The organism is Acinetobacter sp. NS-4 (assembly GCF_037402435.1).
In the GTDB taxonomy this organism is placed as follows: domain Bacteria; phylum Pseudomonadota; class Gammaproteobacteria; order Pseudomonadales; family Moraxellaceae; genus Acinetobacter.
This window is the reverse complement of the sequence record NZ_JBBEUE010000023.1, coordinates 27,916-52,673: the sequence shown is the minus strand read 5'-3', so window position 1 is coordinate 52,673 and position 24,758 is coordinate 27,916. Positions and strand designations below refer to the sequence as shown.

Genomic DNA, 24,758 nt, shown 5'->3' with positions numbered 1-24,758 from the left:
AAGTTTAAATTAACAACAATTTTGATTTAAATTTATAAATAACGTCTTTTCAATCCATTTTACCTCTCTGATTTTTTATCTTTTTTATTTTCTCACATCAACTGCACTGGAGTTATTAGAACGATCAGCATTCCTATCGACTTAAAAATTTATAAGGTATAAACAAAAGATAGGAGAGATAGAGAAAAGAATTAAGCTAGAAATGAAACCCACCTTTTCCAGTAATAATGCAATTTGCTAATTTTTAATATTCCTTTCAAGCAAAATTTTAATTCTTTGGCTTATTTTCAAGTTTTATATTTCAAGAGAGCTCATTAAATTATTTGAATATCGAGAGCAGGATCAATAAATACGATTCAAGCCATGTTGAATGTTGAATGTTGAATGTTGAATGTTGAATGTTGAATGTTGAATGTTGAATGTTGAATGTTGAATGTTGAATGTTATTATTAAATTTCAGGCATAAAAAAACCGCATTTAAGCGGATCATTTATTTTTAAGTTTAAACTTAAAATGGTCGGAGCAGTAGGATTCGAACCTACGACCCTCTGGTCCCAAACCAGATGCGCTACCAAGCTGCGCCATACTCCGAAATTGGGGTGAATGATGGGATTCGAACCCACGACAACCGGAATCACAATCCGGGGCTCTACCAACTGAGCTACATCCACCGTTACAACATTTTGGCTCTATAATACCAGACTACCAAATGGTGCGCCTGACAGGATTCGAACCTGTGACCATCCGCTTAGAAGGCGGATGCTCTATCCAACTGAGCTACAGGCGCATGACCGATGATAAAAATATCATGCGATACTCGCCTTGAAGAATTGGTCGGAGCAGTAGGATTCGAACCTACGACCCTCTGGTCCCAAACCAGATGCGCTACCAAGCTGCGCCATACTCCGATTCATCTCAGCTTTTAGTGTATCGCACATCGTGCGGTACGGGGTGCATTTTAGGCGTGACGCATAGAGACGTCAACACCTATATTCAAAAAAAGCTAAAAAATCACTTCAACCGCTTATTTATCAAGCATTTTAGGTGATTTTTGATCAAAATTAACGTTTTAGACCAGCACTAAAGCTCAACATACGATCAAGTGGTAATTTAGCACGTTCAGCAAGAGCAGGATCAACGTGTATTTCTTGATCACCCTTTTGTAAAACCTCTAAAATTCCATCCAATTCATTCATGGCCATCCATGGACAATGAGCACAAGAGCGACAAGTTGCCCCCTCACCTGCTGTTGGTGCTTCAATCAAAATCTTGTTTGGCACGGCTTGTTGCATCTTGTAGAAGATGCCACGGTCGGTTGCCACAATTAAACGCTCATTCGGAAGCGTTTGTGCCGCTTTAATCAGTTGCGAGGTACTTCCCACCGCATCAGCAATATCCACCACTGACTCAGGTGATTCCGGATGAACCAAAACAGCTGCATCTGGATAGAGTGCTTTCATGTTGGCAATACCACGTGCACGAAATTCTTCATGCACAATACAAGCGCCATCCCAAAGCAACATGTCTGCACCGGTTTTCTTTTGGATGTAACGTCCCAGATGCTGGTCAGGTGCCCAAATAATCTTTTCACCTAGGCTATCGAGATGCTCAATAATTTCCACTGCACAGCTCGATGTCACCACCCAGTCTGCACGGGCTTTGACTGCAGCCGAGGTATTGGCATAGACCACCACGGTATGATCAGGGTGCGCATCGCAAAATGCAGTAAACTCATCTACCGGACAGCCCAAATCTAAAGAACAGGTCGCTTCCAAAGTTGGCATGAGCACAGTTTTTTCAGGAGAAAGTATTTTTGCTGTTTCTCCCATAAACTTCACCCCGGCAACCACCAAAGTTGAAGCAGGATGGTCACGACCAAAGCGTGCCATTTCTAATGAGTCAGAAACACAGCCGCCAGATAGCTCTGCAATCTCCTGTACTTCAGGATCGCAATAGTAGTGGGCGACAAGGACAGCATCACGTTTTTTGAGTTCTGCCAGAATTTGTGCAAATTTTTCCTGTTTGACCTCATCACTTAAATGAATATCTTTAGGTTCACCCAATCGATCTAAATGCGCCTGCACAATCGATTTAGCCTCATTGGCAATTAAATTGGTCGCATTACTCATAACGTGTTCTCTATCCTTTAAACTTGCTTCTCACAAGTCATTCAACCCACTTACCAGTCAGAATAGCATCATGCTTTTTGACCAGTCATTAAAAACTTTACCTTATAAAAAAGCCTCACTACGGAGGCTTTTTTCATTCAACTCAACTTAAGAACGGTAATCTGCATTGATCTTGACATAGTCATAAGACAGATCACAGGTATAGACGGTATCTTTCGCCTGTCCTCGTCCCAAATCAACCCGAATGGTCAACTCAGCCTGAGACATCACGCGCGCGCCAGCTTCTTCCGTATAGTCCGCTGCTGCACCACCATCTTTGCAGATCTGTACATCATCCAACCAAACCTGAATTTTTTCAACGTCTAAATTTTTAACGCCCGCATAACCAATTGCTGCAAGGATACGCCCCCAGTTCGGATCTGAGGCGAAAATTGCAGTCTTCACCAATGGTGAATGAGCAATACTATAGGCAATATCGCAACATTCCTGGGTATCTGCACCACCTTCAACCGCAACGGTAATGAATTTGGTTGCACCTTCACCATCACGTACAATTAGTTGTGCCAAACGTTTCATGACACGTGTCAACACATCTAGAACAATGGTGTAACGTGAATCATCAGTTGAAGTAATTTCTTTACCACCTGCCCGTCCAGTAGCGACAAAAATACATGAATCATTGGTTGAGGTATCACCATCTATCGTAATACGGTTAAATGATACATTTACAGTGGTTTTTAATAACTGCTGCACCAGTTCACGACTGATCGGTGCATCAGTCGCGACATAGCTGAGCATAGTGGCCATATTGGGACGAATCATGCCGGCACCTTTGGAAATACCGGTCATGGTATAAGTCACGCCATCCATCTCAAACTGTTCTGACGCCCCTTTAGGCAGCGTATCCGTCGTCATGATGCCTTTTGCTGCATCCAGCCAGGCATCTTCTTTTAATGAATCCAGTGCAGGCTGCAAACCATTGACCAGACGTTCAATAGGCAATTGCTCGCCAATGACCCCGGTAGAAAAAGGTAAAATTTCGCTGGTCAATACACCCGCCAGTTCAGCCAGTTTTGCACAAGTCGCCTGCGCATTTACCATACCGATTTTCCCGGTACCTGCATTGGCATTACCGGTATTAATCACTAGATAGCGTGGATTAGTGATTTGCAAATGAGCTTTACACACATGTACCGGTGCTGCACAGAATGCATTTTGGGTAAATACACCGGCAACGTTTGAACCTTCAGCAAATTCAAAAATAACGAGGTCACGTCGGTTCTGATAACGCACATAAGCTTCAGCTGAACCAATTTTTACACCTTTAACCACATGCATCTGTGGCATTGTTAAGTCGCCCACCGCCATTTTTAAACTTCCAAATAAGTTCGTGATAAAAAGACAGCTTAGTAGAAATTCAGTAAAAAATCGAGCAGAACACTTTGTTTGATTTATTTTTTATCAGTTTGCTATTTTCAGGCCCAAAAAAACCAGTCCGTAGACTGGTTTTAGCAATACATTCGATTTAGTTGGATGCCAACTGAGTCGATTCCGACAATAGCGCCTGTCTGGCTTTTTCCTGACTGGCAGCAGATAAAGCCGGATTTGAAGCCACAATGCGGTTTGCATTCGCTGCATTTGCCGGTGTGATGGCTGCAGTTTTTAACACCACTGGACGTTGCTGCGGATTAGCAAAGGTATAGCGAATTCCGGTACGTGGACTCATAACCGTAGTGTTGTCATCTTTAACAGCATTTGCCGCTGTGTTTTTTGCTGGCTCATTTGCAAAAGCCAAACCTGGAATAGCTAAAGCTAAAATCATCAATGGTTGTAATACTTTTTTCATTGTCTTTTCCGCTTCTCAATATTCATCAATATGCACTAAATACCACTTAATTCAGCTCTCTGCAAACATATTCACATCTTGCAAAAATAAACCCTATATTTTGCTGCAATAAAAAAACCACTTTATCTATTCAAATCCAAAGGAAAAGAAATAGATAAAGTGGCTGCATGTTTTAGATAAAATTAAATTTTACCGTGACATTGCTTGTATTTTAAACCTGAACCACATGGGCAAGGTGCATTACGGCTTGTAGGCGGCTCAAATATTTGCCCTGCTGGATTAAAGCCAGACTCCACTTCAACAATTTCAGTACCGCTTAAATCGCCGGCTAACAAATTATCAAACTCAGCATGAGAAAGATTCAATTGCATGGCTTCAGCTTGAGCCTGCTTTTGTGCTTCCATTTCAGCCAGTTCTTCAGCTGTAGGAACATGAACACGTGAAAGATCTGTAATCACATCTGACTTGATCACAGCCAGCATATTTACAAACAGATTAAAGGCTTCTTTCTTGTATTCCTGTTCAGGGTTCTTTTGTGCATAACCACGCAAGTGAATGCCCTGACGCAAGTAATCCATGGCAGCCAAATGATCTTTCCAATGGCGATCCAAAGCACTTAACATGAAATGACGTTCCAGCATGGCTGCTGACTCATCACCCATCTGTTCACGGCGAGTGCGATAGCGTTGTACGATTTCATCAGAAATACGTTCTACCAGAGCTTCTTCATCTAAACGACGGTCTTGTTCCAGCCATTGATTGACCGGTAAATCAATACCTAAATCCTCACGCAATGCACGTTCCAGACCATCGATATCCCATTGGTCATGAATGGATTCCGGCGGAATATAATTTTCAATTACACCTTTAATCACTTCGTGATGCATTTCTTCAATGTAATCTTGTAGCGTACTTTCAGCCAGCACTTCATCACGTTGTGAATAAATGATCTTACGTTGTTCATTATTCACGTCATCGTATTTCAACAAGTTCTTACGAATATCGAAGTTACGTGCTTCTACTTTACGTTGTGCATTTTCAATGGAGCGCGATACCATTTTGTGTTCAATGGCTTCATCTTCCTGCAAGCCCATTGCCCGCATCATGCCAACCACACGATCACCAGCGAAGATACGCATCAGGTCATCTTCAAGCGACAGGTAGAAACGTGAAACACCCGGGTCACCCTGACGACCGGCACGACCACGCAACTGGTTATCGATACGGCGCGACTCATGACGCTCTGAACCAATGATATGCAAGCCGCCAGAAGCCAATACCATTTCATGGTTTTGTTCCCATTCAGCCCTTAAGCGTGCTTCATCTTCAGGCGTTGGGTTTTCAATGTGAGCCAGTTTGGCTTTCCAGTTACCACCCAGCAAAATATCGGTACCACGACCTGCCATGTTAGTTGCAATGGTCACGGCGCGCGGTGAGCCTGCTTGAGCAATAATGTCTGCTTCACGCTCATGCTGCTTCGCATTTAGTACTTCATGCGTAATACCCGCTTCTTTCAATTTTTCAGAAAGAATTTCAGAAGCTTCAATCGTTGCCGTACCAATCAGGATCGGTGCAACACCGTCTTCATGCACCCGCTGAATTTCTTGAATGATGGCGTTATATTTACCATTACGGTTTAAATAAATAAGATCGTTTTCATCTTTACGAATCATTGGTCGGTGGGTTGGAATAAGTACTACATCCAAACCATAAATCTCTTTCATTTCCGCAGCTTCGGTATCGGCTGTACCAGTCATACCAGAAAGCTTTTTGTAAAGACGGAAATAGTTCTGGAAAGTCGTGGTTGCCAAAGTCTGGTTTTCAGGCTGAATTTCCAGACCTTCTTTCGCTTCAACTGCTTGGTGCAAACCTTCTGACCAGCGACGACCTGGCATGGTACGACCGGTGTTTTCATCAACAATAATCACTTCGCAATCATGAATGATGTACTGAACATTACGTTGATAAAGATAGTGTGCACGAATAGCAGCCGAAACATGATGAACCAGGTTCAAGTTAGATGGTGAATACAAGCTCTCACCTGCAGCCAGCAAACCCATCTCAATCAATTGATCTTCTACGGTTTCATAACCAACTTCAGTCATTTCAACCTGACGTTGCTTTTCATCAATCCAGAAATGACCGCCATCCGGCACTTTTTCTTCTTTTTGCGCACGAAGTTTTGGCGGGATGCTATTGATTGCTGCATACAATTGTGAAGAGTCATCACTTTGACCAGAAATGATCAATGGTGTACGTGCCTCATCAATCAGGATCGAATCGACCTCATCAATAATGGCATAGGTTAGGCCACGTTGTTTTTTCTCGGCTTGAGAAAACACCATGTTGTCACGCAGATAATCGAAACCAAATTCGTTGTTGGTACCGTAAGTAATATCGGCACGGTAGGCTTCAGCTTTCTCTGTTGGATCTTGCATGGAATAAATAATACCAATGCTCAGACCCAAGAATTCGAATAAGGGACGGTTTAATTCCGCATCACGCTGTGCCAAATAATCGTTCACAGTGATGACATGTACACCCTGTCCGCTAATAGCATTCAGATAGCAAGCCAAGGTACCCATCAGGGTTTTACCTTCACCGGTACGCATTTCTGCAATTTTACCTTCGTGAAGGGTAATACCACCAATCAACTGAACATCGTAATGACGCATTCCCATGATTCGCTTTGCCGCTTCACGACAAACAGCAAATGCTTCAGGTAATAATTTATCCAGGCTTTCGCCCTTGTTATATCGTTGTTTGAATTCTTCAGTTTTTGCAGATAAGTCTGCATCGCTTAGTGCAGATATCGTCGGCTCGAGCGCATTAATCTTATCTACGATTTTACGCATGCGTTTGAGTTCGCGCTCATTTTTGGTACCGAAGATTCCTCCGATCAGACTTGCCAACATGAATAGACTCTCTAAATCTTGCTTGTCGAATGAATAAATTTTTTCTCAGTCGTTATTATGGTGCTAGAAATTTGAAGTACAAGGGGTTTGCACAAAACCAATAAAAAAATTCTGCTCACTCGTTCTAGCACGTGACAGCTAAGGACAAACAATGTAACAAATTTTAAACAGCCAATATAGTCATAGAATTCATCATTTATCCGGATTTTACTCATCAATCTCGGCCTGTATATTCCATTTACTCATAAAGAAATACAAAAACGCTATTTTCATTGCAAAAAAAAATGCGTCATATTAGATCGCATCAACATACATAACAAAGCAAATGAGGCTATAAAAATGACATTACGTTTAGGCGATACCGCACCGAATTTTGAACAGGAATCCAGTGAAGGCTTAATTAATTTCTACGACTTTTTGGGTGACAGCTGGGGAATCTTGTTTTCCCATCCAGCGGACTATACGCCGGTATGTACCACTGAATTGGGCTATACCGCAAAACTGAAAGACGAATTTGCAAAGCGCAATGTTAAAGCCATTGCCCTCTCGGTAGATGATGTCGAATCACATAAGGGCTGGATTAACGACATTAACGAAACCCAAAACACCTCTGTGAACTTTCCGATCATTGCCGATCAAGACCGTAAGGTGTCTACGCTGTACGATTTTATTCACCCGAATGCCAGTGAAACCCTGACCGTGCGTTCTTTGGTGATTATTGATCCAAATAAAAAGGTACGTTTAATCATTACTTATCCGGCATCAACAGGCCGTAACTTCAATGAAATTTTACGTGTGGTCGATTCGCTGCAACTGACGGATAACCATAAAGTGGCTACACCCGCCAACTGGCAACAAGGTGAAGACGTCGTCATTGTTCCATCATTGAAAGATGAGGAAGAAATCAAGCAACGTTTTCCTAAAGGTTATAAAGCAGTTACCCCTTATTTACGTTTAACGCCACAGCCTGAGCAAAAATAAAAGTACTGCTTTTATTTTTGCTCAAGACAAGCGAAGCGCGTAGCCGTCGAAATGAAACGTTTTTAAACGCAAGACGAGAAGCTATGCTTCGAGTTAAAAAACTAAAGCGCTGCTTTTATTTTTACGCAAAGTAAGCGTAGCGCGTAGTTTCTTTAAAAAGAGTACTACACTATTCTGAAGAATATATGCCACAAGTAGGTGCTAGACTGTATTACAACTATGCTGCAAATACAGGATGACTATGACGAGCCAATCCTGATCTTGTTCAAGCCTGTCTGATGACAGGCTTTTTATTTGGCCAGGAAATTGAATTACAAAATCAAGTTGGTGTTTGTTTCACAGCCAGTTTATAAATACGCCTAATCATCTTAAGAATAAATATTGTGATCTATAACATTCATCATTTGCACTGCGGCACCATGTGTCCGATTTGCGGCCCTCTGTTTGGGCAAAAAGGTTTACATGCCAAAATAGTTTGTCATTGCCTACTGCTTGAAACCGATCAAGGTTTAGTACTGGTAGATACCGGCCTGGGTATACAAGATTATCTTCACACCCAAGCCCGCTTAGGTCGTATGGTTTCCAGGCTGGGGCGTATTGAAAAGAATTTAGAGTTGACTGCCATTGCCCAGATTCAACGCTTAGGTTTCAATCCTAAAGATGTAAAACATATTCTAATCTCACATCTGGATTTTGATCATGCAGGCGGTATTTCCGATTTCCCACACGCCACCGTACATGTACTTTCCAGTGAATTTAATGCCACTCAAAGTTTTTTCCCCTTAAAAAATAAAGCGCGTTATAAAACCCAGCAATTTAAGCAGCACCGATACTGGAACTTTATAGAGCCCAATCAAGGTGAAGCATGGTTTAACCTGCATCAAGTGCAGGGATTTCGCTTATTTCAGGATGAAATTTTAATGATTCCATTACTAGGCCATAGCCAAGGTCATTGTGGTGTTGCCATTAAACAGCATGATGGTTGGCTGTTTTTCTGTGGCGATGCCTACTATTCCCACTTGCAGCTTGATCCTAAAAATCGACTTCCTACTCTGGATAAACTGGAACGTTTTTTTGCCGAAGATAATCACATGCGCGTAGACAACTTGCACAAAATCCAGCAACTTGCACAAAATGAAAAAAATATCGAGATTATTTGTGCCCATGATCCTGTAGAGCTGGAGCGTTATCAAACATGATAAAAAGAACTGCTTTCGTCCTTGTCCTGAGTTGCTCAAGCCTAATGGGATGCATGACCTCACCCACTGTCCCCATGGAACATCGGTCGCAGCATTGGGGGCAAGCCATCAATCCTCAGCATAATTTTTATCAAATCAGTAATGATGTATTTCGCAGTGAACAACCCTCGGCTGAACTGATTCCGCAATTAAAAGCCCATGATATTGATGTGATCATTAATTTAAGATCCAGAAATAAGGATCTGGCGGTCCTGCCATCTACAGATTTTAAATTGGTTCATATACCCATTTACACCTGGGCAATGAGCCGGGAAGATTTATTGCAGGTGATGCAACAGATTCAGCAGGCCAAAGCCACAAACCAGCGAGTTTTGATTCATTGCTATCATGGCTCAGACCGCACCGGTGCAAGTATTGCCATGTATCGGATTATTTTTGAAAACTGGTCGATTGAGGATGCCATGAATGAAATGAAACATGGCGGTTATGGATTTCATCCGGTCTGGCTAAATATTGAAAAAATATTTAGCCCTGAAAATGTAAGATGGATTCAACAGCAACTGTTGAATCCATCTTAATTTCACTTCAAGCCAGATTTAGCGTTTATCTAGCGGAACCCAGTCAATCACCCATGCCGACTTCATTCCCAGGCTTGCATCACTGGTAATTTTCTTGCGGGCAGCATCAGCAACATCACGGTCTTTAGCCGGTCCAACCATAATTCGAACCCCTTTTGAAGTTGGACTCTTGGTCACCTTATAGCCTTTAGCACGCAGCTTAGAGGCCAGTGCATCGGCATTGGCTTCATTGGCAGCCAAGGCCACTTGCACCATCCACTGTTTATCGCCATGTTCCAACAAGTCACGAGCTTTTTCTGCTTCAGCTTTTTTCTTGGCTTCAGCTTTTCTCTTCGCTTCTGTTTCAAGTTGGGCTTGTTCTTTTTTCTTGACTTCTAACGCTTTCTTTACAGCCAACTGTTTTTCGTCTTCAGCTGCTTTACGTTTTAACTCAGCCTCTTGCTTTACCTTGTCTTCAGCTGCTTTTTTCACTGCTGCCTGTTTTGCAGCCAACTGTTTTTCAGCTTCGAGTTGGGCTTTACGTTTGTCTTCAGTTATTTTTTTATCAGCATCAGTTCGTTGTTGTTGAGCTGTCTGCTGTTGTAACTTTTTTGCAGCGAGCAGCTTTTCATCTTCCAGACGCTTTTGTTTGGCTTTTTCATCTTCCACCAGTTCAGGAGGAATATTGTCCGAACTCTGCTGTGCTCCACTACGACGTGCATTTAAAGCGGCGTATTCTTCAGCTGCTTTACGTGCCGCATCAGCTTCAGCCTGCTGCTGCATCGCCAAAAATTCAGCTGCGCGCGCTTCTTGTTCTGCCACGGCTTTTTCACGTGCCCGGCGTTGTTCTTCAAGTAAACGTTTTTCTGTTTCCACGTCAACCGTTAAAGGTTGCAGCTGAACCACTTCCCCTTCTGCTGCCGGCTTTTTTTGCTCAACTTGAGCGGCTAAATTCGGGGTTCTGAGCTCGTTCTGATATATTTCTTGTTTACCCTTGAGAAGCAATGCTGCCAATAAAACACCACCACCTAATAAAACAACGCCTCCCATCCAGCGTTGGTTGCTATTCATTGACATTCTTCCAAATACTCCCATACCGCTTCTAAGGTATGAAATGAACCACATACCAAGATCAACTGATTATTTTTTGTTTCATTTAGCGCTGATTCAAAAGCCAATTGAACACTATTGAAGTGCTGTACTGTTTCACCCAGTAACGCTTCATCAAGCTGCTCGACTGCAGCTGCTCGTGGAACGGTTAATGGTGCAATTTTCCATCTTAAAACAGTACCTTTCAACAAATCTACGACAGAACTGATATCTTTATCCGCCAACATGGAGAAAACACTGATCACTTCTGTGTACTGTTTATTGTATTCTAAAAATTTTCGCAACTGATTTAACAAAAACTCTACGCCATGGGGATTATGTCCGGCATCAAAAATCACGGTTTTATCCTGAATCTGGCGTATTTCAAAGCGGCCTGGCAATTTTGCATTTTGGATGCCTTGTGCAATGGCAGCTTGAGTCACTTTTAGACCACTGACTAAAATCGCGGCAACGGCGGTAGATATATTTTCCAGTGCCAAAGCACCTAGAGGAAGTTTTAAAGTCGTGCCTGAAGAAGCAAACATCCAGGCTTGACCATCATCGCAATATTGATAGAAATAATCGCGATTAACGGCAAATAATTGCACCTGAGATTCATCAACCTTGTTTTGAATCGCTTGTGGAAGCTCTTGCGAACCGCCAAAAATTACGGGGATATTCGGGCGAATAATCCCGGCTTTTTCAAAGGCAATCTTTTCAATGCTATTGCCCAGCCAGTCTGTATGGTCCAGCCCGATGTTGGTAATGACCGCCACATCGGGATCAATCACATTGACTACATCAAGGCGACCACCGAGTCCGACTTCCAATACCCAGACATCACATTGCTGGGCTTTAAAAATAACAAAAGCCGCCAGTGTGGTAGCTTCAAAGAAGGAAAGCGAGAGATCACAGTCACGACGTGCCTGATCCACCTGCACAAACGCATCTACCAAAGTCTGGTCATCCACTTCAATCCCGGCCAGTTTCACCCGTTCATTAAAACGGTAAATATGCGGTGATTGATATAATCCCACTTTATAGCCTTGCGCATTTAAAATAGCAGCCAAAGTGGTAGTGGTTGAGCCCTTACCATTGGTTCCCGCTACGGTCAGAACTTTTGCCTGCGGACGAATTACCCCGAGCTTTTCAGCAACAGGAATAACCCGTTCCAGACCTAAATCAATACCCGTAACGTGAACATGGCTCCAATAATCGAGCCATGTATTTAAAGAGTCTGTTGCAAGTGGTGCTGTGTTCAAGACAAATTCATCAGTTTCGCGATAATACGATATACAGTATCACGTAATGCGTGACGGTGAACAATTTGATCGATTACACCATGATCAAGCAAATATTCTGCGCGCTGGAACGGTTCTTCCAGTTTTTCACGTACGGTTTGCTCAATTACACGTTTACCCGCAAAACCAATCATGGCTTTAGGTTCAGCGATATGCACATCACCGAGCATTGCCAGTGACGCGGTTACACCACCATAAACAGGATGAGTCAGCACCACCAAATACGGTAAACCTGCATCTTTCATGCGTTGGATTGCAGCTGAAGTACGTGCCATTTGCATCAATGACAACATGCCTTCCTGCATACGTGCACCACCTGAGGCAGCAAAACAGACTAAAGGCTGTTTCTCTTTAATAGCACGTTCAGCGGCTTGCACGAAACGGTCACCAACCACTGTCCCCATTGAACCGCCCATAAAGTCGAATTCAAATGCACAGGCAATTAAAGGAATATCCTTAAGTAAACCTTGTATCACCACCAATGCTTCAGTTTCACCGGTTTTCTTTTGCGCTTCAGACATACGGTCTGGGTATGCCTTACTGTCCACGAACTTAAGTGGATCTTTCGCAGTAAACTCTTGACCCAATTCGTTTTGAACCTGATCGAAGAACCAGTTCAGACGGTCGCGTGCTTTCATGCGCAAATGTTCATCGCATTGTGGGCAAACATAGGCGTTAAATGACATCGCGGTACGGGTAACCAGTGCGTGACATTCAGGACACTCAATCGTAGGCTCGGTAAATGTTGCTTTGAGTGAGGTTTGCTCATCAGGCGTGTGAATACCCGGAACATGACGTTCCGTCCACGGTGTCGCTGGGCTAAGAATTTTTCCTGGTTTCACTTCTTGATTCATACTAACTCATCGAGCGCAGCTCGAAGCTCCTTGACTTTATTGACCGTTTCGACAACGGCTTGTTCTGGCGCTAAGTTCGCAAACTGTTTCACAAAAGCACTACCAACAATCACAGCATCAGCGGCTACACCCATGGCTTTTGCCGAGGCAGCATCGCTGATCCCAAAACCGACACCCACAGGAACGTCAGTCACAGCTTTAATTTTCTGGATACGGGCTGCTGCTTCAGCAACATCTAAGGTTGCAGCACCTGTTACCCCTTTCAAGGATACATAGTAGATAAAACCACTGGCCTGATTTGCCACATGCTGAATACGCTCATCGGTCGATGTAGGCGCCAGCAAGAAAATTTGATCCATGTCGAATTTTTTCAACACATCATCTAAATCTTTGGCTTCTTCAGGCGGTAAATCCACCAGCAGTACACCATCCACACCACATTCATTCGCATACGATACAAACTTTTCGTAACCGATCACTTCTACCGGGTTTAAATAACCCATCAGCACGACTGGTGTTTCTGTATCTTTTTGGCGGAACTCTTTCACCATGTTCAAAGCGTCCAGGGTATTGGTGCCGCCTGCCAATGCGCGTTCTGCAGCAAGGGCAATCACGGGACCATCTGCCATAGGGTCTGAAAATGGTAGGCCAAGTTCAATCACATCCACCCCAGCCTCAACCATTTGATGTAACAATGGAACGGTTACCTGTGGATGAGGGTCACCAGCCATCACATAAGAAACGAGCGCTTTACGCTGCTGAGATTTAAGCTGTCCAAAACGAGTGGCTAAACGTGACATAGGGTTGTACTTTCCTTGAATTATTAAAAAACTGAGGAGTTGGCTTTGTAGAAATACAAGACAACGCATTGTAACGCTATTTTTTACTCATTGAATAGAGCCTGAGCATTTCGCGCTACATTCGACTCACCATCTCATTTTTCAGAACAATCCGAGAACACCATTTACTGATATTTACGCTTTTTTCTCAATGATCAAAGATGCCTAATTTTGCTATGTAAACAAATATCTATCATTCAGATAAACTTATTTTTATGTGTAAAAAGTTGATAAAAATAATCAAGTTAGCCTTTATATTTAAAGTTTTATGCAATAGCAAAACCTGTACTTTACTCAGTAGGTTTTATTTTATAAGACTCCAAAGCCGCAAGCTGAAGTGGATGCTTTAGTGCTTGCATTGAATTAAAAAACAGCCTGAATGAGCCATTTTTATGGTTCAGATTGGTCTTTCAGTTGCTGTTTTCGCTGTAATAAGGTTTGACTGCTATAGGCCTTATAAGCACGCGCCAAAGCCGACTGGTCTGAATATCCCAGGCGCATGGCAATTTCAGTCAGGCTGGTATTGTGTTGCAACAACTGTTCACAGCGTTTCATTCGTTCCGATTCCAGCACAGCCTTAAATGAACTTTCAAGCTGCTGCAATTGGCGTTGCAGCGTTCGTGTAGAAACATGCAATTCATCTGCAATCTGATCAATTTTTGGGGCTGCTGCGTGCAGTCTTAAATACTCGGCCACAGCAGTATGAATTTGCTGTAATACACTTTCATAATGTGGCTTGAGTGCAATAGCCTCCTCCGCCTGTTTAAGCAATAGCTGCATTAGTGACGGATCCGCCAGTACCGACTTCAAGGTTAGGCTATCAACACCCATGACATAGGCATAACGTGGCTGATCAAACAACACATCACAACCATAAAATTTTTGATAATGATACTGTGCCATTTGCGGTCGATGTGCCATCTGGATATTTAAAAATTGTGGTTGATCCGGAAAGATTTGCTTGGCCAAATGCACCATGGCAGCCATGGTCATTTCATTTAACAAAGCATATTTTTCATCTAAAAACGGCCAGCTCAGCCAGATCTCATTGCCCTGCTGATGCATCTGCAATGGGGTTGCATCGGCACCATCAATCACCAGACGGCTGAAACGCATTATGTACTGCAATGCTTCAGCCACACTGTTACTTCGGGTGGCCATATAACCGAGTACGCCGAAATGTTCAGGACGAATTCGCTTGGCCATTTCAATAATCAACTGCGGGCAATCCAGCTGCTCACGAGTTAATTGCAAAATGCTGTAAAAAAAAGAAAAGGGCGACTGGGTATCGATCGGTAATTGCAGCACGTGCTCCAGATCATCCCGATAAGATGCTAAAAATTCAAGCGTGTGAAAGTCAAGTCCCTGGTCTATCAGATACATATTCCAGAGCTGAAAATAACCATTTGGGATGTGTAATTCTTGCATGGCGACTCACTTATAATTTGACATATTATATTTTCACCTTGGCGTAAAATGTATAAAAAATGGCAAGTACTGTCAAAACAAAAATGAAAAAGCACGACATACTGCAACTATCCAAGGCTATTTGAATAAAACAACATGAATGCCATTGTCCAACCACAGATTACTCCTGTAGTACGTAGCAATCTTGATTTCAAGCTAAATGAAGTACCGCGTTTCTGGTTCGGAAGCGACCCGTTTATTACCCGGATGTTCGATGCCTTAAGCCTGACTTTTCCCGATGGTGAACGTTACTTCATTCAGTCAGTACGTCTGTTCCGCGACCAAATTACCAATCCGGATTTAAAGCAGCGTGTGACAGACTTTATCCGTCAGGAAGCACAACACGGCATAGCGCATGACAAGATGAATCAGGTCATGAAAGAGCAAGGTATGCCGGTCGATCAATTTATTCAGCGTTTAAATAAGATTTTTAAATTTGAACTGGAAAAACGCTCACCACAATACAACATTGCCATGACCGCTGCGGCTGAGCATTTGACGGCTCTAATGGCAGAAACCTTTTTTGGCAATAAAGAGACATTACGCGGTGCTCATCCTTATGTACGGGCACTTTTTGCCTGGCATGCAATTGAAGAAATGGAACACCGTGATGTCGCTTTTGATGTGATGAAACAGGTCGGCAATGTACCTGAAAGCACACGTAAATTTGTACTGGCATGGACAACCGTATTGATGTTCGGCTTTACCATTTACCGTGCCAATGTGATGTTAAAGCATGATGGCTTTACGCCGTTACAATGCTTACAAATGAATTTCAAAGGCTTGCCGTGGTTTTTTGGCAAACATGGTGTGCTCACCAGAATGGGCAAGCCATACAGGGACTGGTTTAAAAAGGACTTCCACCCCAGCCAGCATCCGGTGATTGCCCAATATGATGTCTGGGTCAAAACCCTGGAACAAACGGGTGATCCGATTCAAGCCGGCGAAGCCTTTTGGCAGGCGGCACAAGAATAAAAAAAGCCTGCATTTTGCAGGCTTTTTTTATTCTTGGCTTACAATTTGGCGCTTACCACTTTGCATAGTGCTGTTCCAGCAAACCGTATTCATTGACCAAGACAATTTCCTGATCATCCTGCTGAATAGTGCCACTGATTTTGGCCTGCCACTGACTAAACTGACTGCCGACCAGTCTTAAATTCAGATTTTCGTAACGGCGCCAACCGGTTTTTACATCCAGATTCAGCTTGTTATCCAGTGAGCGAATCTTCCAGTGTCCTTCATCCTGATGCTGAAACAAAACATCGCTTACAGGATATAGCACACCATTGATCCACAAGCAGTTCTCATTGCCAAAACTTTCATTGACTCCAGAAGCCAGATTTAAGCCAATCCGGTTATTGTGTTGATCCCAAAAATTACTCGACAACCAGAACCATGCCGTTTCTGGACGCAGAAAACCGCAGGTATCATCCAGCGATGCAAAAGTTCTTTCATTAAACTGTATGGTTTCACCCTGTTTATTGATAAAAAAACCTTCACACGCCAAGGTGGTTAGCTTCTGGGTATAAGTCCAGCCATTGATCCCGGTCGGGCTGCACATGCTGAGCGGGTCGGTACCGGCACAGAAGATTCGTGCACTCAGCCTGATTTCCCCATATTTGGTGACATGGATATAGCGCACGCCATTGGCATGCTGGATATCAATTTGGAAAGGGGAATTAGAAAAAAAGCTCTGGTTATAAAGCGGCTGCTCATCCACCACGGTATTGCGTGATAGCAGGTTAATGGCATTCCACTCTAAAACTTCATGGTTTTGATGATTATAAATATAAAAAAAACCATGCCCTGCCCAAGCAATATCGGCAATGGCCAAACCTATGGTGTAGTGTTGATGCTGAATTGAACAGAATTTAAACTTCTTATATTTTAATCGCTTGCGCCAACCCGTTAAGACATCACCATAAGGTGTCTTGTACTGGTATTGATTCAAATCGATGGTTTTTGGGAGAGAACTAAAACGTCCATAATTTGGTTGTCCATTTGATTGAATCAAATCCATTTATCAAATTCCATCTAGCCAAGAGATAACAATTCCTTAATCTTATTATGCCCATATAAATAGAACTTAAAAGTATCAAAAGCATCTTTTATCTAAAATATACAAAAATGTATAGTATTTAAGAAAGCTTAATATCTAATAAATACAATTTATTAATCAGATAGATATGAATTAGCGCTCCGATAACATTAAATAGGTATTTTCCCAGCGGTTAGCGCTGAATTCACCATCAATCAGTTGCACATAACGACCATGCACCTGATCAATCGCAATACAATCATCCACATCTAATATGCGATCGGTATGCTGTTTTTGCCAATGCTGTGCAAAGTAGGCTTTACCGCGTTGCTTAGCCAGCATGGCATTTTGTGCCACGACCAGAATATAACGGTGTAACTCGCCAAACTCACGGGCATCGTAACCACCCAAGTTAATTAAAAACAGACGTTCTGAAGATGGATGGGGTGCAGCTTTACTAAATTGGATTTGATATTTTTTAGCCTCAAACTCCACGCCATTGATTTGTGCCCAGGCATCAATATGCAGTCCCTTTTGTTCACCAAACCATGCATTTTTCAGTTGAGGATAGACCTCTTGCAATGAATCGCCTACGGCTAACACGACATCATGGACTTCTGTATTGGCACGTGCATGACGACCACCAAGCATGACGATAAATAGGCTGGGCATTGCTTACTCCTTTTAGAATCCTCCCCTAGCCCCTCCTTTTTCTAAGGAGGGGAATTTCTCTTTAAAAATAGAAACTCAGGACGGTAAATATTTATCTTCAATATGATACGCGCTGGCGACAGGGATGTCGCCCGTTAAACTGCGGCACAAGGAGGTGCCGTCAGTTTAACAAAAAGCCTTTGGTTACTTTGGGCTTATCCAAAGTAACATTACGAGCTCCTTACATTTGAATGATAAACAATAAGACTCTGTCAAAATGTAGATATATTCATAACCACAAAGTTGAAGCGAATTTAAGCAATAAAAAAATCGTGCTGAGTTTACTCAACACGATTTCTAAATCTCCCTCCCCCTTGCGAAGCTATGCTTCTCATCCCAAAGGGAGAGGCTTTTTAGAAGAAGTTACATCTCGACCATTTCCACGCCATCAATGCGTGCAACAGTCATCAAGTCTTTATCACCACGACCTGAAACTGTCGCAATAATGATTTGATCCTTGTCCATCGTTGGAGCAAGTTTAGTGACATAAGCCATTGCATGTGAACTTTCAAGCGCAGGAATAATCCCTTCAATTTGGGTTAAATCACGGAAACCTTGCAATGCTTCTGTGTCCTTGATTGGTACATATTCAACACGGTGCATATCTTTCAAGAAACTGTGCTCAGGACCAACGCCCGGATAGTCCAGACCGGCAGAAATTGAATGGGTTTCAATAATCTGACCTTGCTCATCCGACATCAAGTAGGTACGGTTACCGTGTAATACACCCACATGACCTGCATTTAACGGCGCAGAATGTTTGCCCGTTTCAATGCCATAACCTGCGGCTTCAACACCATACATTTTCACATCTGAATCATTCAAGAATGGATAGAACAAGCCCATCGCATTTGAACCACCACCGACACAAGCTACTAAGGCATCCGGTAAACGACCTGCCTGTTCCTGAATTTGACGGCGCGCTTCACGGCCAATAATCGACTGGAAATCGCGAACCAGTTGCGGGTATGGATGTGGACCTGCAACCGTACCAATCACATAATAGGTTGAATCAACGTTAGTGACCCAGTCACGCATGGCTTCGTTCATAGCATCTTTCAATGTTTTTGAACCGCTTTCGACTGGCACAACAGTTGCACCCAACAGACGCATACGATAGACGTTCATGGCTTGACGTTTCACGTCTTCCGCACCCATGAACACCACACATTCAAGACCCAGACGTGCTGCGATGGTTGCAGTGGCTACACCGTGCTGACCGGCACCGGTTTCTGCAATAATGCGTTTTTTACCAGAAAGTTTTGCAAGCAGTGCCTGACCAATGGTGTTGTTGATTTTATGTGAGCCAGTATGGTTCAAGTCTTCACGTTTTAAGTAAATCTGCGCTCCCCCCAACTCTTTAGACCATCGCTCAGCATAATATAAAGGACTAGGACGACCTACATAGTAGGCTAAATCACGGTCGAATTCTGCCAGAAACTTAGGATCATCCTTCATTCGGAAATAAAGTTTTTCTAAGTCTTCTAATGCTGCCATGAGCGTTTCTGACACAAAACGTCCGCCATGAATACCGAAATGCCCGCGTGCATCAGGAAATTGGGTATAGTCAATTGCCTGACTTTTCTGGCTAGTATTTTGCTGATCCACGATGGACTCCTTGCATAAACTGTTCAATGAGTTGTTGGTCTTTAATACCTTTTGCGGACTCTACGCCTCCGCTGACATCCACTGCATAAGCATTGGTCGTCTTTATAGCGTCTTCAACATTGTCAGGTTTTAAGCCGCCTGCCAAAAGTAAAGGAATATCCAGTTTGGGGAACTGTGACCAGTCAAAGCTATGCCCTGTTCCGCCTTTAAGCTCAGGATGCCAAGCATCCAATAATACTGCGCTTGCCCCTACATTTTGGTAGCTTTTTATAGTATTGATGACATCTAACTCAGGTTTAACCTGAATGGCTTTATACCAACGGCGTTTGGTTTGTGCTGCAATCTGCTGACATTGCTCTGCAGTTTCATCACCATGAAACTGCAGCATATCCAAGGGTACAACCTCAAGCACTTGAGCAATTTCATCGGCTGTTGCATTCACGAATAAACCCACGATTTGTACATAAGCAGGGACATGCTTTGCTAATTCTTGAGCTTGCTCAATGGTCACACTTCTTGGGCTGGGTGCATAGAATACAAATCCAATCGCATCAGCCCCTGCATTCACAGCAGAATGTATATCTTCTATTCGTGTGATTCCGCAAATTTTGGCACGGGTTCGCATACAATTCGCTCTAATTTTTTAATCTAAACTTTGCCAATCTATAGTCATTCTATAAAGATGGGGGCGAATCATTGTAATGCAATTTTGCTGAGTTGCGTGCAAATTCAGCAGGCTTTCCACAGAAACCTTATAAAACAAAAAACCCTTATTTAAATAAGGGCTTTTTCATCAAATCAATATTACTTCATGGCATAACGAAGCGTTACCCAAGCAGTACGACCGTCTTGATTAAATAAGGTACTGTTACTGTAGTTAGTTGAATATTCTTTATCAAACATATTGGCAAGTTTTGCTTGAATAGAAAACTCTGGTGTTGCTTGATAGGTAACACGAGCATCCACTGTTGCAAAAGAACCTAAATAAACAGTGTTTTCAGCATTAGCAAAACGCTTATCCTCTGCGTGGACAGAAGCACCCACAGTCCACTTATCAATCGTATAGTCAGCTGAAACATTAAAAATTTGCTTAGGCTTTAATAAAAGTTGTTTTCCTTTATTCGCTGCTGTCTCATTTTCAGGTTCTTGGTAAGTGTAGTTCACATTCCAAAGAAAATTATTTAACTGTTGGGTTAAAGATAATTCACCCCCTTTGATTTTGGCATCATCTACATTACTTGGAACCCAACGTCCTGATGCATTAGATGCCCAAACAATCATATTTTCAATTTCATTATAGAAGCCATTTAGCTCCCAATTAATATTTTTGACTTGTCCTTTAAAACCAAGTTCATAGTTGTCTGACTCTTCTGGAACCAAAGTAGGATTTTCACTTCCCGGCCAGTACAAATCATTAAATGTTGGGGCTTTAAATGCTGTGCCATAACTTACATAAGTTTGCACTGCTTCATTAAAACGATAGCCTAAAGTTGCACTACCCGTTGTGTGGTCACCAAATTGCTCATTGTCATCTTGGCGGATAGCACCCTGTACATCAAATGCGCCAAATGAACCCAAGTATTGAGCAAAATAGCCCTTATTATCACGTTCTTTTACTGCATATGCCTGTGTACCCGAAACTTCATCTTGCAGATAGTCAAATCCTAACATCACGTTATTATTAGGATTGATATGCAAAGTATTTAACCAAGATAAACTATCACGTTGTGTATTAATCACCGATGGATTTGCATCGCGGCTATTCAGTTTATCTTCAGAACGGCCCAATTTGAGTTGCGTAGTCCATAGATCAAAAGGTTTATAAGTGGCACCAACGCTATATACATTTTGTTCAATTTTACTGTGCACATTTTCTGCATCGGTAAATGGACCAAATCCCCAATCATCTTTACTGTCGTACTCATTCGTTGCATCAACACGTAAAATACTGGCATCTACTGCAAATTGGTCATTAAATTTATGTCCCATACGCAGTGAAGCTGATTTATTTTCATAACCATCACGGTCTAAATCATTTGCTTCTGTAATATTCGTCGCATCAAAACCTTGGGTTTTCGTTCCAGCAACATTTAATGTTGCCCAAGTATCATTTTGTCGAATATTTAAACCCACATTACCTTGATAGGTTTCATGAGAACCATAAGTCAGTGCTGCAAAGGGTTTTACACCATTTTGTGTACCTTTACGGGTATAAATCTGGATTACACCACCAATAGCTTCTGAACCATAAATGCTTGAGCGAGGACCACGTACAACTTCAACACGTTCAATCTGATCAATTGGAAAATGTTCGAAAGCAGTTTCACCCAAAGTCGCGGAACCTACTTTTTGGCCATCAACCAAAACCAGTGCATGTCGATTACTTGTGCCCCGAATAGAAATACTCGTTACTTTACCTAAACCGCCAGTATTACTATAAGTTACGCCTGGTATTGTTCTAAGTAAGTCTTGAAGAGAATTAAATTGCTTACGCTCAATTTCTTCACGATCAATCACTGTAACCGCTGCAAGTGTTTTACTATTTTCTTGCTCCACCAAGTTAGCAACAGTATTAATCGTTGGTAATGAAACTTCTTTCTCCGCAGCCATAGCTAAAGAAAGTGGAGATAAAACAAAGAAAGAACCAAGAATGGTTTTATGGATGAGATGCATGAATCTTTTCCCCACCGCACCGCCCGTGCGAATTAAATATATGAATAATGCAGAGGCGGATGTGGGGTAAGCACAGCTTTAATAATAAGAAAAGCCATGCAATCCCAGTTATAACGCCCACCGCATTAAATTAGGTTTGCAGCAGGCCGGTCTCCGGACTTAAGTTATATGCACATAACTATTCACCGTTGCGGGGGCAGTGTTAGCTTTAAATTCATAAATTTAACTAACTTCCCAGTTTCACTTCTCTATGGAAGCACCTGAAGCGGTCGCAGATTAGTTTCTGAACTGGTCTAAGTCAAGCTGAAATCTGCTTTTAGCAGTCAATCCACGAAATAGGATATTGAATTGTCATTCAATTTCCCTTTATGGATATATTTCGTTCTTTTAACACCTTTTGTCTTTAATCCAAGACCTCTTTATTGTTTAGTGGTTTAGCTCTCTTTATACTTCTGAATAGTTGTGACAGTGAGGGAAGTTGAAAAACACGCTGCCCCCGCAACGGTGCTTACACATAGTTTTAATCCCCTGTGTATAACAGTCCGGAACCTTGCTGTTACGTTCTTTCTCTCAAACATTCACGGTGGGGTGAATGCTAGGAGCTTAAGCCATGTCTCTACACTTTCACCGCACATCTTTGGTCGGTGCAATTGCATTCGCTATGGGTGTTACAAACACTTATGCGCAATCAAATAATGATTTGACATCTGCCTTACCCTCTACTTTAAAAACATTGGTTTTTACAGCGACACGTTCTGAAGAAAGCATTGAGAATGTTCCAGCTCGCATTTCCGTCATTGAACCGCAAATTTTAGAGCAATCACCCATTCGTGAATTACCTCATTTACTGATGAGTGATGCTGCGATCAATATGGTACAAAGTGGAGGTCATGGGCAAATTGCTTCTATTTTTACCCGCGGTACCAATTCAACGCACACTTTAGTTTTAAGAGATGGGGTTCGACTGAATGGTGCCTCTGCCGGCATGCCACCTTTATCTTTTTTAGATACTACAGATATTAAGCAGATCGAGGTTCTTAAGGGACCTGCATCCGTTCTGTATGGAACCGATGCAATTGGCGGCGTCGTTCAACTGCTGACCAAAATACCCGATAAAAATTCGGCATTTGCAACAGCTGAAATAGGTGAACACCAAACATATAAAACAGTTCTGGGCGTAGCTGGCAAAGCCAATGATGTCTATGCCCAAATTCGTGGGCAACGTTTGGAAACCGATGGTACTGTAGCGACAGATGCAATCAACAGTAAAAAAACAGATTATGATCAAAAAGGTTACAGCGCCAAAATCGGCATCGATAAAGCGTCCTATGCAGCATCACTTGATTACAGCACCAATGCAGGCTCGTCAGCTTATGATAATTTTGGGCTGATGTTGTCTCAAAATTTTGACAATGAAACAGTCAATTTAAAAGGCCGAATCAGTGTGAATGACGCTCTTGATTTAAATGCCAGACTGTCTCAATTTAAGGACGACACAGACCAAAAGAACTCTGAAAATTATGTGCATAATATTTCTCAAGAAGCAGAAGTTTATGGTAAATGGCAAGTTACAGCCCAACAAAATCTGTTATTAGGTATTGCCCATAAAAAAATGGAAGGTGATGTTGTTGCAGACAATTTAACTTATAAGAATGATGTGCAAAGTACAGGCTACTTTCTTCAGCATCAATACCAGACAAATTCGGTCAATACACAAGTCGGGTTACGCGTAGAAGACAATGAACTATTTGGAACCCATACTGTAGGTCAGGCGGCGATTCGCTATCAGGTTCAGCCATCAACCAGTCTTTATGCCAATATCGGCAGTGCCTTTCGCGCACCGACCACCAATGATCTATATGCCATTGGCTGGGGGGCAAACCCCGATTTACAACCGGAAAAAAGCATATCCTACGAGCTGGGAGTCGATCAGACGCTACCCAGAAATGTTCGAACCGGTATTTCTGTTTTCCGCACTGAAGTAGATAATCTGATTAATTCCGTGTGCATTGCAGACTGCGATGGCGATTCAATTACGGTTTTCCCTGTCTATCAAAACAATAATATTGATCAAGCCTCGATGACAGGTGCCGAAACCTATTTAAACTGGCAAAAGGATGAATTATTTTTTAAGCTTTCCTATGCCTATATCCATGCGAAAGATGAAGTCACGGGTCTTGATTTGGCACGACGACCTCGTCAAAGTGCTACATTGACCGCAGGCTGGCAGGATGAACAGTTTGGAATCAGCACCTCTGTTTCCGCCAAGTCCAGATCAAAAGATTTTGCGGACTGGCCTGATACCACACAAAACTCTACACCTGGCTATGTCACTACCGACCTTCATGCTTTTTGGAATATCAACCCTCATCTAAAAGCTTTTAGTAATATTCAAAATGTAGGTGATGTGAAATACAAAACAGCCTATAACGGTTATGGTGTGCATTATATTAATGGTGGACGATTGGCCTCGGTTGGATTAACTGTAAAATATTGATCTAAAAACCAACTTATTTTCCGAGGGATAATTTTATTTATTCCTCTTATACCT

Annotated in this window: 19 protein-coding genes, 4 tRNA genes and 1 riboswitch; of the genes, 5 read left to right on the top strand and 18 right to left on the bottom strand. The window is 42.4% G+C overall.

Annotated features, from left to right (window positions below; translation table 11 throughout):
* Window positions 1-514 precede the first annotated feature (514 nt).
* The 8 genes from WAE57_RS14570 to secA all read right to left on the bottom strand — a co-directional run bounded on the left by WAE57_RS14570 (window position 515) and on the right by secA (window position 6,890).
* Window positions 515-591 (bottom strand) — tRNA-Pro (locus WAE57_RS14570).
* 4 nt (window positions 592-595) lie between these two features.
* Window positions 596-671, bottom strand: a tRNA-His gene (locus WAE57_RS14565).
* Window positions 672-710: 39 nt separating this feature from the next.
* Window positions 711-787: transfer RNA gene (locus WAE57_RS14560), tRNA-Arg, on the bottom strand.
* A gap of 44 nt (window positions 788-831) precedes the next feature.
* Window positions 832-908 (bottom strand) — tRNA-Pro (locus tag WAE57_RS14555).
* A 153-nt stretch (window positions 909-1,061) separates the two neighbouring features.
* The gene (nadA, locus tag WAE57_RS14550; RefSeq protein WP_337711137.1) at window positions 1,062-2,129 is read right to left on the bottom strand and encodes a quinolinate synthase NadA; all 1,068 of its coding nucleotides are present in this window, start codon (window positions 2,127-2,129) and stop codon (window positions 1,062-1,064) included.
* 147 nt (window positions 2,130-2,276) lie between these two features.
* A complete protein-coding gene (argJ, locus tag WAE57_RS14545) occupies window positions 2,277-3,497 on the bottom strand; it encodes a bifunctional glutamate N-acetyltransferase/amino-acid acetyltransferase ArgJ (protein WP_337711136.1) in 1,221 nt (406 codons plus the stop codon).
* 157 nt (window positions 3,498-3,654) lie between these two features.
* The gene (locus tag WAE57_RS14540; RefSeq protein ID WP_337711135.1) at window positions 3,655-3,975 is read right to left on the bottom strand and encodes a hypothetical protein; all 321 of its coding nucleotides are present in this window, start codon (window positions 3,973-3,975) and stop codon (window positions 3,655-3,657) included.
* A 182-nt stretch (window positions 3,976-4,157) separates the two neighbouring features.
* Window positions 4,158-6,890, bottom strand: coding sequence for a preprotein translocase subunit SecA (gene secA, locus WAE57_RS14535; RefSeq protein WP_337711134.1), 2,733 nt, complete (start codon window positions 6,888-6,890; stop codon window positions 4,158-4,160).
* 339 nt (window positions 6,891-7,229) lie between these two features.
* Between secA and WAE57_RS14530 the strand changes: the two genes are divergently transcribed.
* From WAE57_RS14530 to WAE57_RS14520, 3 genes are all read left to right on the top strand, one after another.
* Window positions 7,230-7,871, top strand: a complete 642-nt coding sequence (locus tag WAE57_RS14530; protein ID WP_237787651.1) for a peroxiredoxin — start codon at window positions 7,230-7,232, stop codon at window positions 7,869-7,871.
* A gap of 383 nt (window positions 7,872-8,254) precedes the next feature.
* Window positions 8,255-9,070 carry an MBL fold metallo-hydrolase gene (locus WAE57_RS14525; RefSeq protein ID WP_237787652.1) on the top strand — a complete coding sequence of 272 codons (816 nt, stop codon included), beginning with the start codon at window positions 8,255-8,257 and terminating at the stop codon, window positions 9,068-9,070.
* The gene (locus WAE57_RS14520; RefSeq protein WP_337711133.1) at window positions 9,067-9,648 is read left to right on the top strand and encodes a dual specificity protein phosphatase family protein; all 582 of its coding nucleotides are present in this window, start codon (window positions 9,067-9,069) and stop codon (window positions 9,646-9,648) included. Before WAE57_RS14525 ends, WAE57_RS14520 begins: the two co-directional genes overlap by 4 nt.
* 18 nt (window positions 9,649-9,666) lie before the next feature.
* Here WAE57_RS14520 and WAE57_RS14515 read toward each other — a convergent pair whose 3' ends face one another.
* The 5 genes from WAE57_RS14515 to WAE57_RS14495 form a co-directional block, all read right to left on the bottom strand.
* Window positions 9,667-10,704 carry an SPOR domain-containing protein gene (locus WAE57_RS14515; protein ID WP_337711132.1) on the bottom strand — a complete coding sequence of 346 codons (1,038 nt, stop codon included), beginning with the start codon at window positions 10,702-10,704 and terminating at the stop codon, window positions 9,667-9,669.
* Entirely contained in the window at window positions 10,695-11,978 is a 1,284-nt protein-coding gene (folC, locus tag WAE57_RS14510) for a bifunctional tetrahydrofolate synthase/dihydrofolate synthase (RefSeq protein WP_337711131.1), read from the bottom strand. The genes WAE57_RS14515 and folC overlap by 10 nt, the downstream gene beginning before the upstream one ends.
* A complete protein-coding gene (gene accD, locus WAE57_RS14505; protein WP_237787656.1) occupies window positions 11,975-12,871 on the bottom strand; it encodes an acetyl-CoA carboxylase, carboxyltransferase subunit beta in 897 nt (298 codons plus the stop codon). The genes folC and accD overlap by 4 nt, the downstream gene beginning before the upstream one ends.
* Entirely contained in the window at window positions 12,868-13,671 is an 804-nt protein-coding gene (gene trpA / locus WAE57_RS14500; protein WP_086175442.1) for a tryptophan synthase subunit alpha, read from the bottom strand. The genes accD and trpA overlap by 4 nt, the downstream gene beginning before the upstream one ends.
* A gap of 429 nt (window positions 13,672-14,100) precedes the next feature.
* Window positions 14,101-15,138, bottom strand: coding sequence for an AraC family transcriptional regulator ligand-binding domain-containing protein (locus tag WAE57_RS14495; RefSeq protein ID WP_337711130.1), 1,038 nt, complete (start codon window positions 15,136-15,138; stop codon window positions 14,101-14,103).
* Window positions 15,139-15,273: 135 nt separating this feature from the next.
* On the opposite strand from WAE57_RS14495, the gene WAE57_RS14490 reads away from it, so the two are divergent.
* Entirely contained in the window at window positions 15,274-16,152 is an 879-nt protein-coding gene (locus WAE57_RS14490; RefSeq protein WP_337711129.1) for a metal-dependent hydrolase, read from the top strand.
* A 52-nt stretch (window positions 16,153-16,204) separates the two neighbouring features.
* On the opposite strand, the gene WAE57_RS14485 is transcribed toward WAE57_RS14490, so the two are convergent.
* The 5 genes from WAE57_RS14485 to WAE57_RS14465 all read right to left on the bottom strand — a co-directional run bounded on the left by WAE57_RS14485 (window position 16,205) and on the right by WAE57_RS14465 (window position 22,207).
* Window positions 16,205-17,197 (bottom strand): DUF2804 domain-containing protein, encoded by a 993-nt coding sequence (locus WAE57_RS14485; protein ID WP_086175445.1) that lies wholly within the window; start codon window positions 17,195-17,197, stop codon window positions 16,205-16,207.
* 171 nt (window positions 17,198-17,368) lie between these two features.
* Window positions 17,369-17,887, bottom strand: coding sequence for a DUF1543 domain-containing protein (locus tag WAE57_RS14480; RefSeq protein WP_337711128.1), 519 nt, complete (start codon window positions 17,885-17,887; stop codon window positions 17,369-17,371).
* A gap of 402 nt (window positions 17,888-18,289) precedes the next feature.
* Window positions 18,290-19,534: a tryptophan synthase subunit beta gene (trpB, locus tag WAE57_RS14475; protein WP_337711127.1), complete on the bottom strand. Its 1,245-nt coding sequence runs from the start codon at window positions 19,532-19,534 to the stop codon at window positions 18,290-18,292.
* Window positions 19,515-20,159: a phosphoribosylanthranilate isomerase gene (locus WAE57_RS14470; RefSeq protein WP_237787661.1), complete on the bottom strand. Its 645-nt coding sequence runs from the start codon at window positions 20,157-20,159 to the stop codon at window positions 19,515-19,517. The genes trpB and WAE57_RS14470 overlap by 20 nt, the downstream gene beginning before the upstream one ends.
* A 179-nt stretch (window positions 20,160-20,338) precedes the next feature.
* Window positions 20,339-22,207, bottom strand: coding sequence for a TonB-dependent receptor (locus tag WAE57_RS14465; RefSeq protein WP_337711126.1), 1,869 nt, complete (start codon window positions 22,205-22,207; stop codon window positions 20,339-20,341).
* Window positions 22,208-22,333: 126 nt separating this feature from the next.
* Window positions 22,334-22,486: riboswitch (cobalamin riboswitch) on the bottom strand.
* A 331-nt stretch (window positions 22,487-22,817) separates the two neighbouring features.
* On the opposite strand from WAE57_RS14465, the gene WAE57_RS14460 reads away from it, so the two are divergent.
* Window positions 22,818-24,704: a TonB-dependent receptor gene (locus tag WAE57_RS14460; protein ID WP_337711125.1), complete on the top strand. Its 1,887-nt coding sequence runs from the start codon at window positions 22,818-22,820 to the stop codon at window positions 24,702-24,704.
* Window positions 24,705-24,758 lie beyond the last annotated feature (54 nt).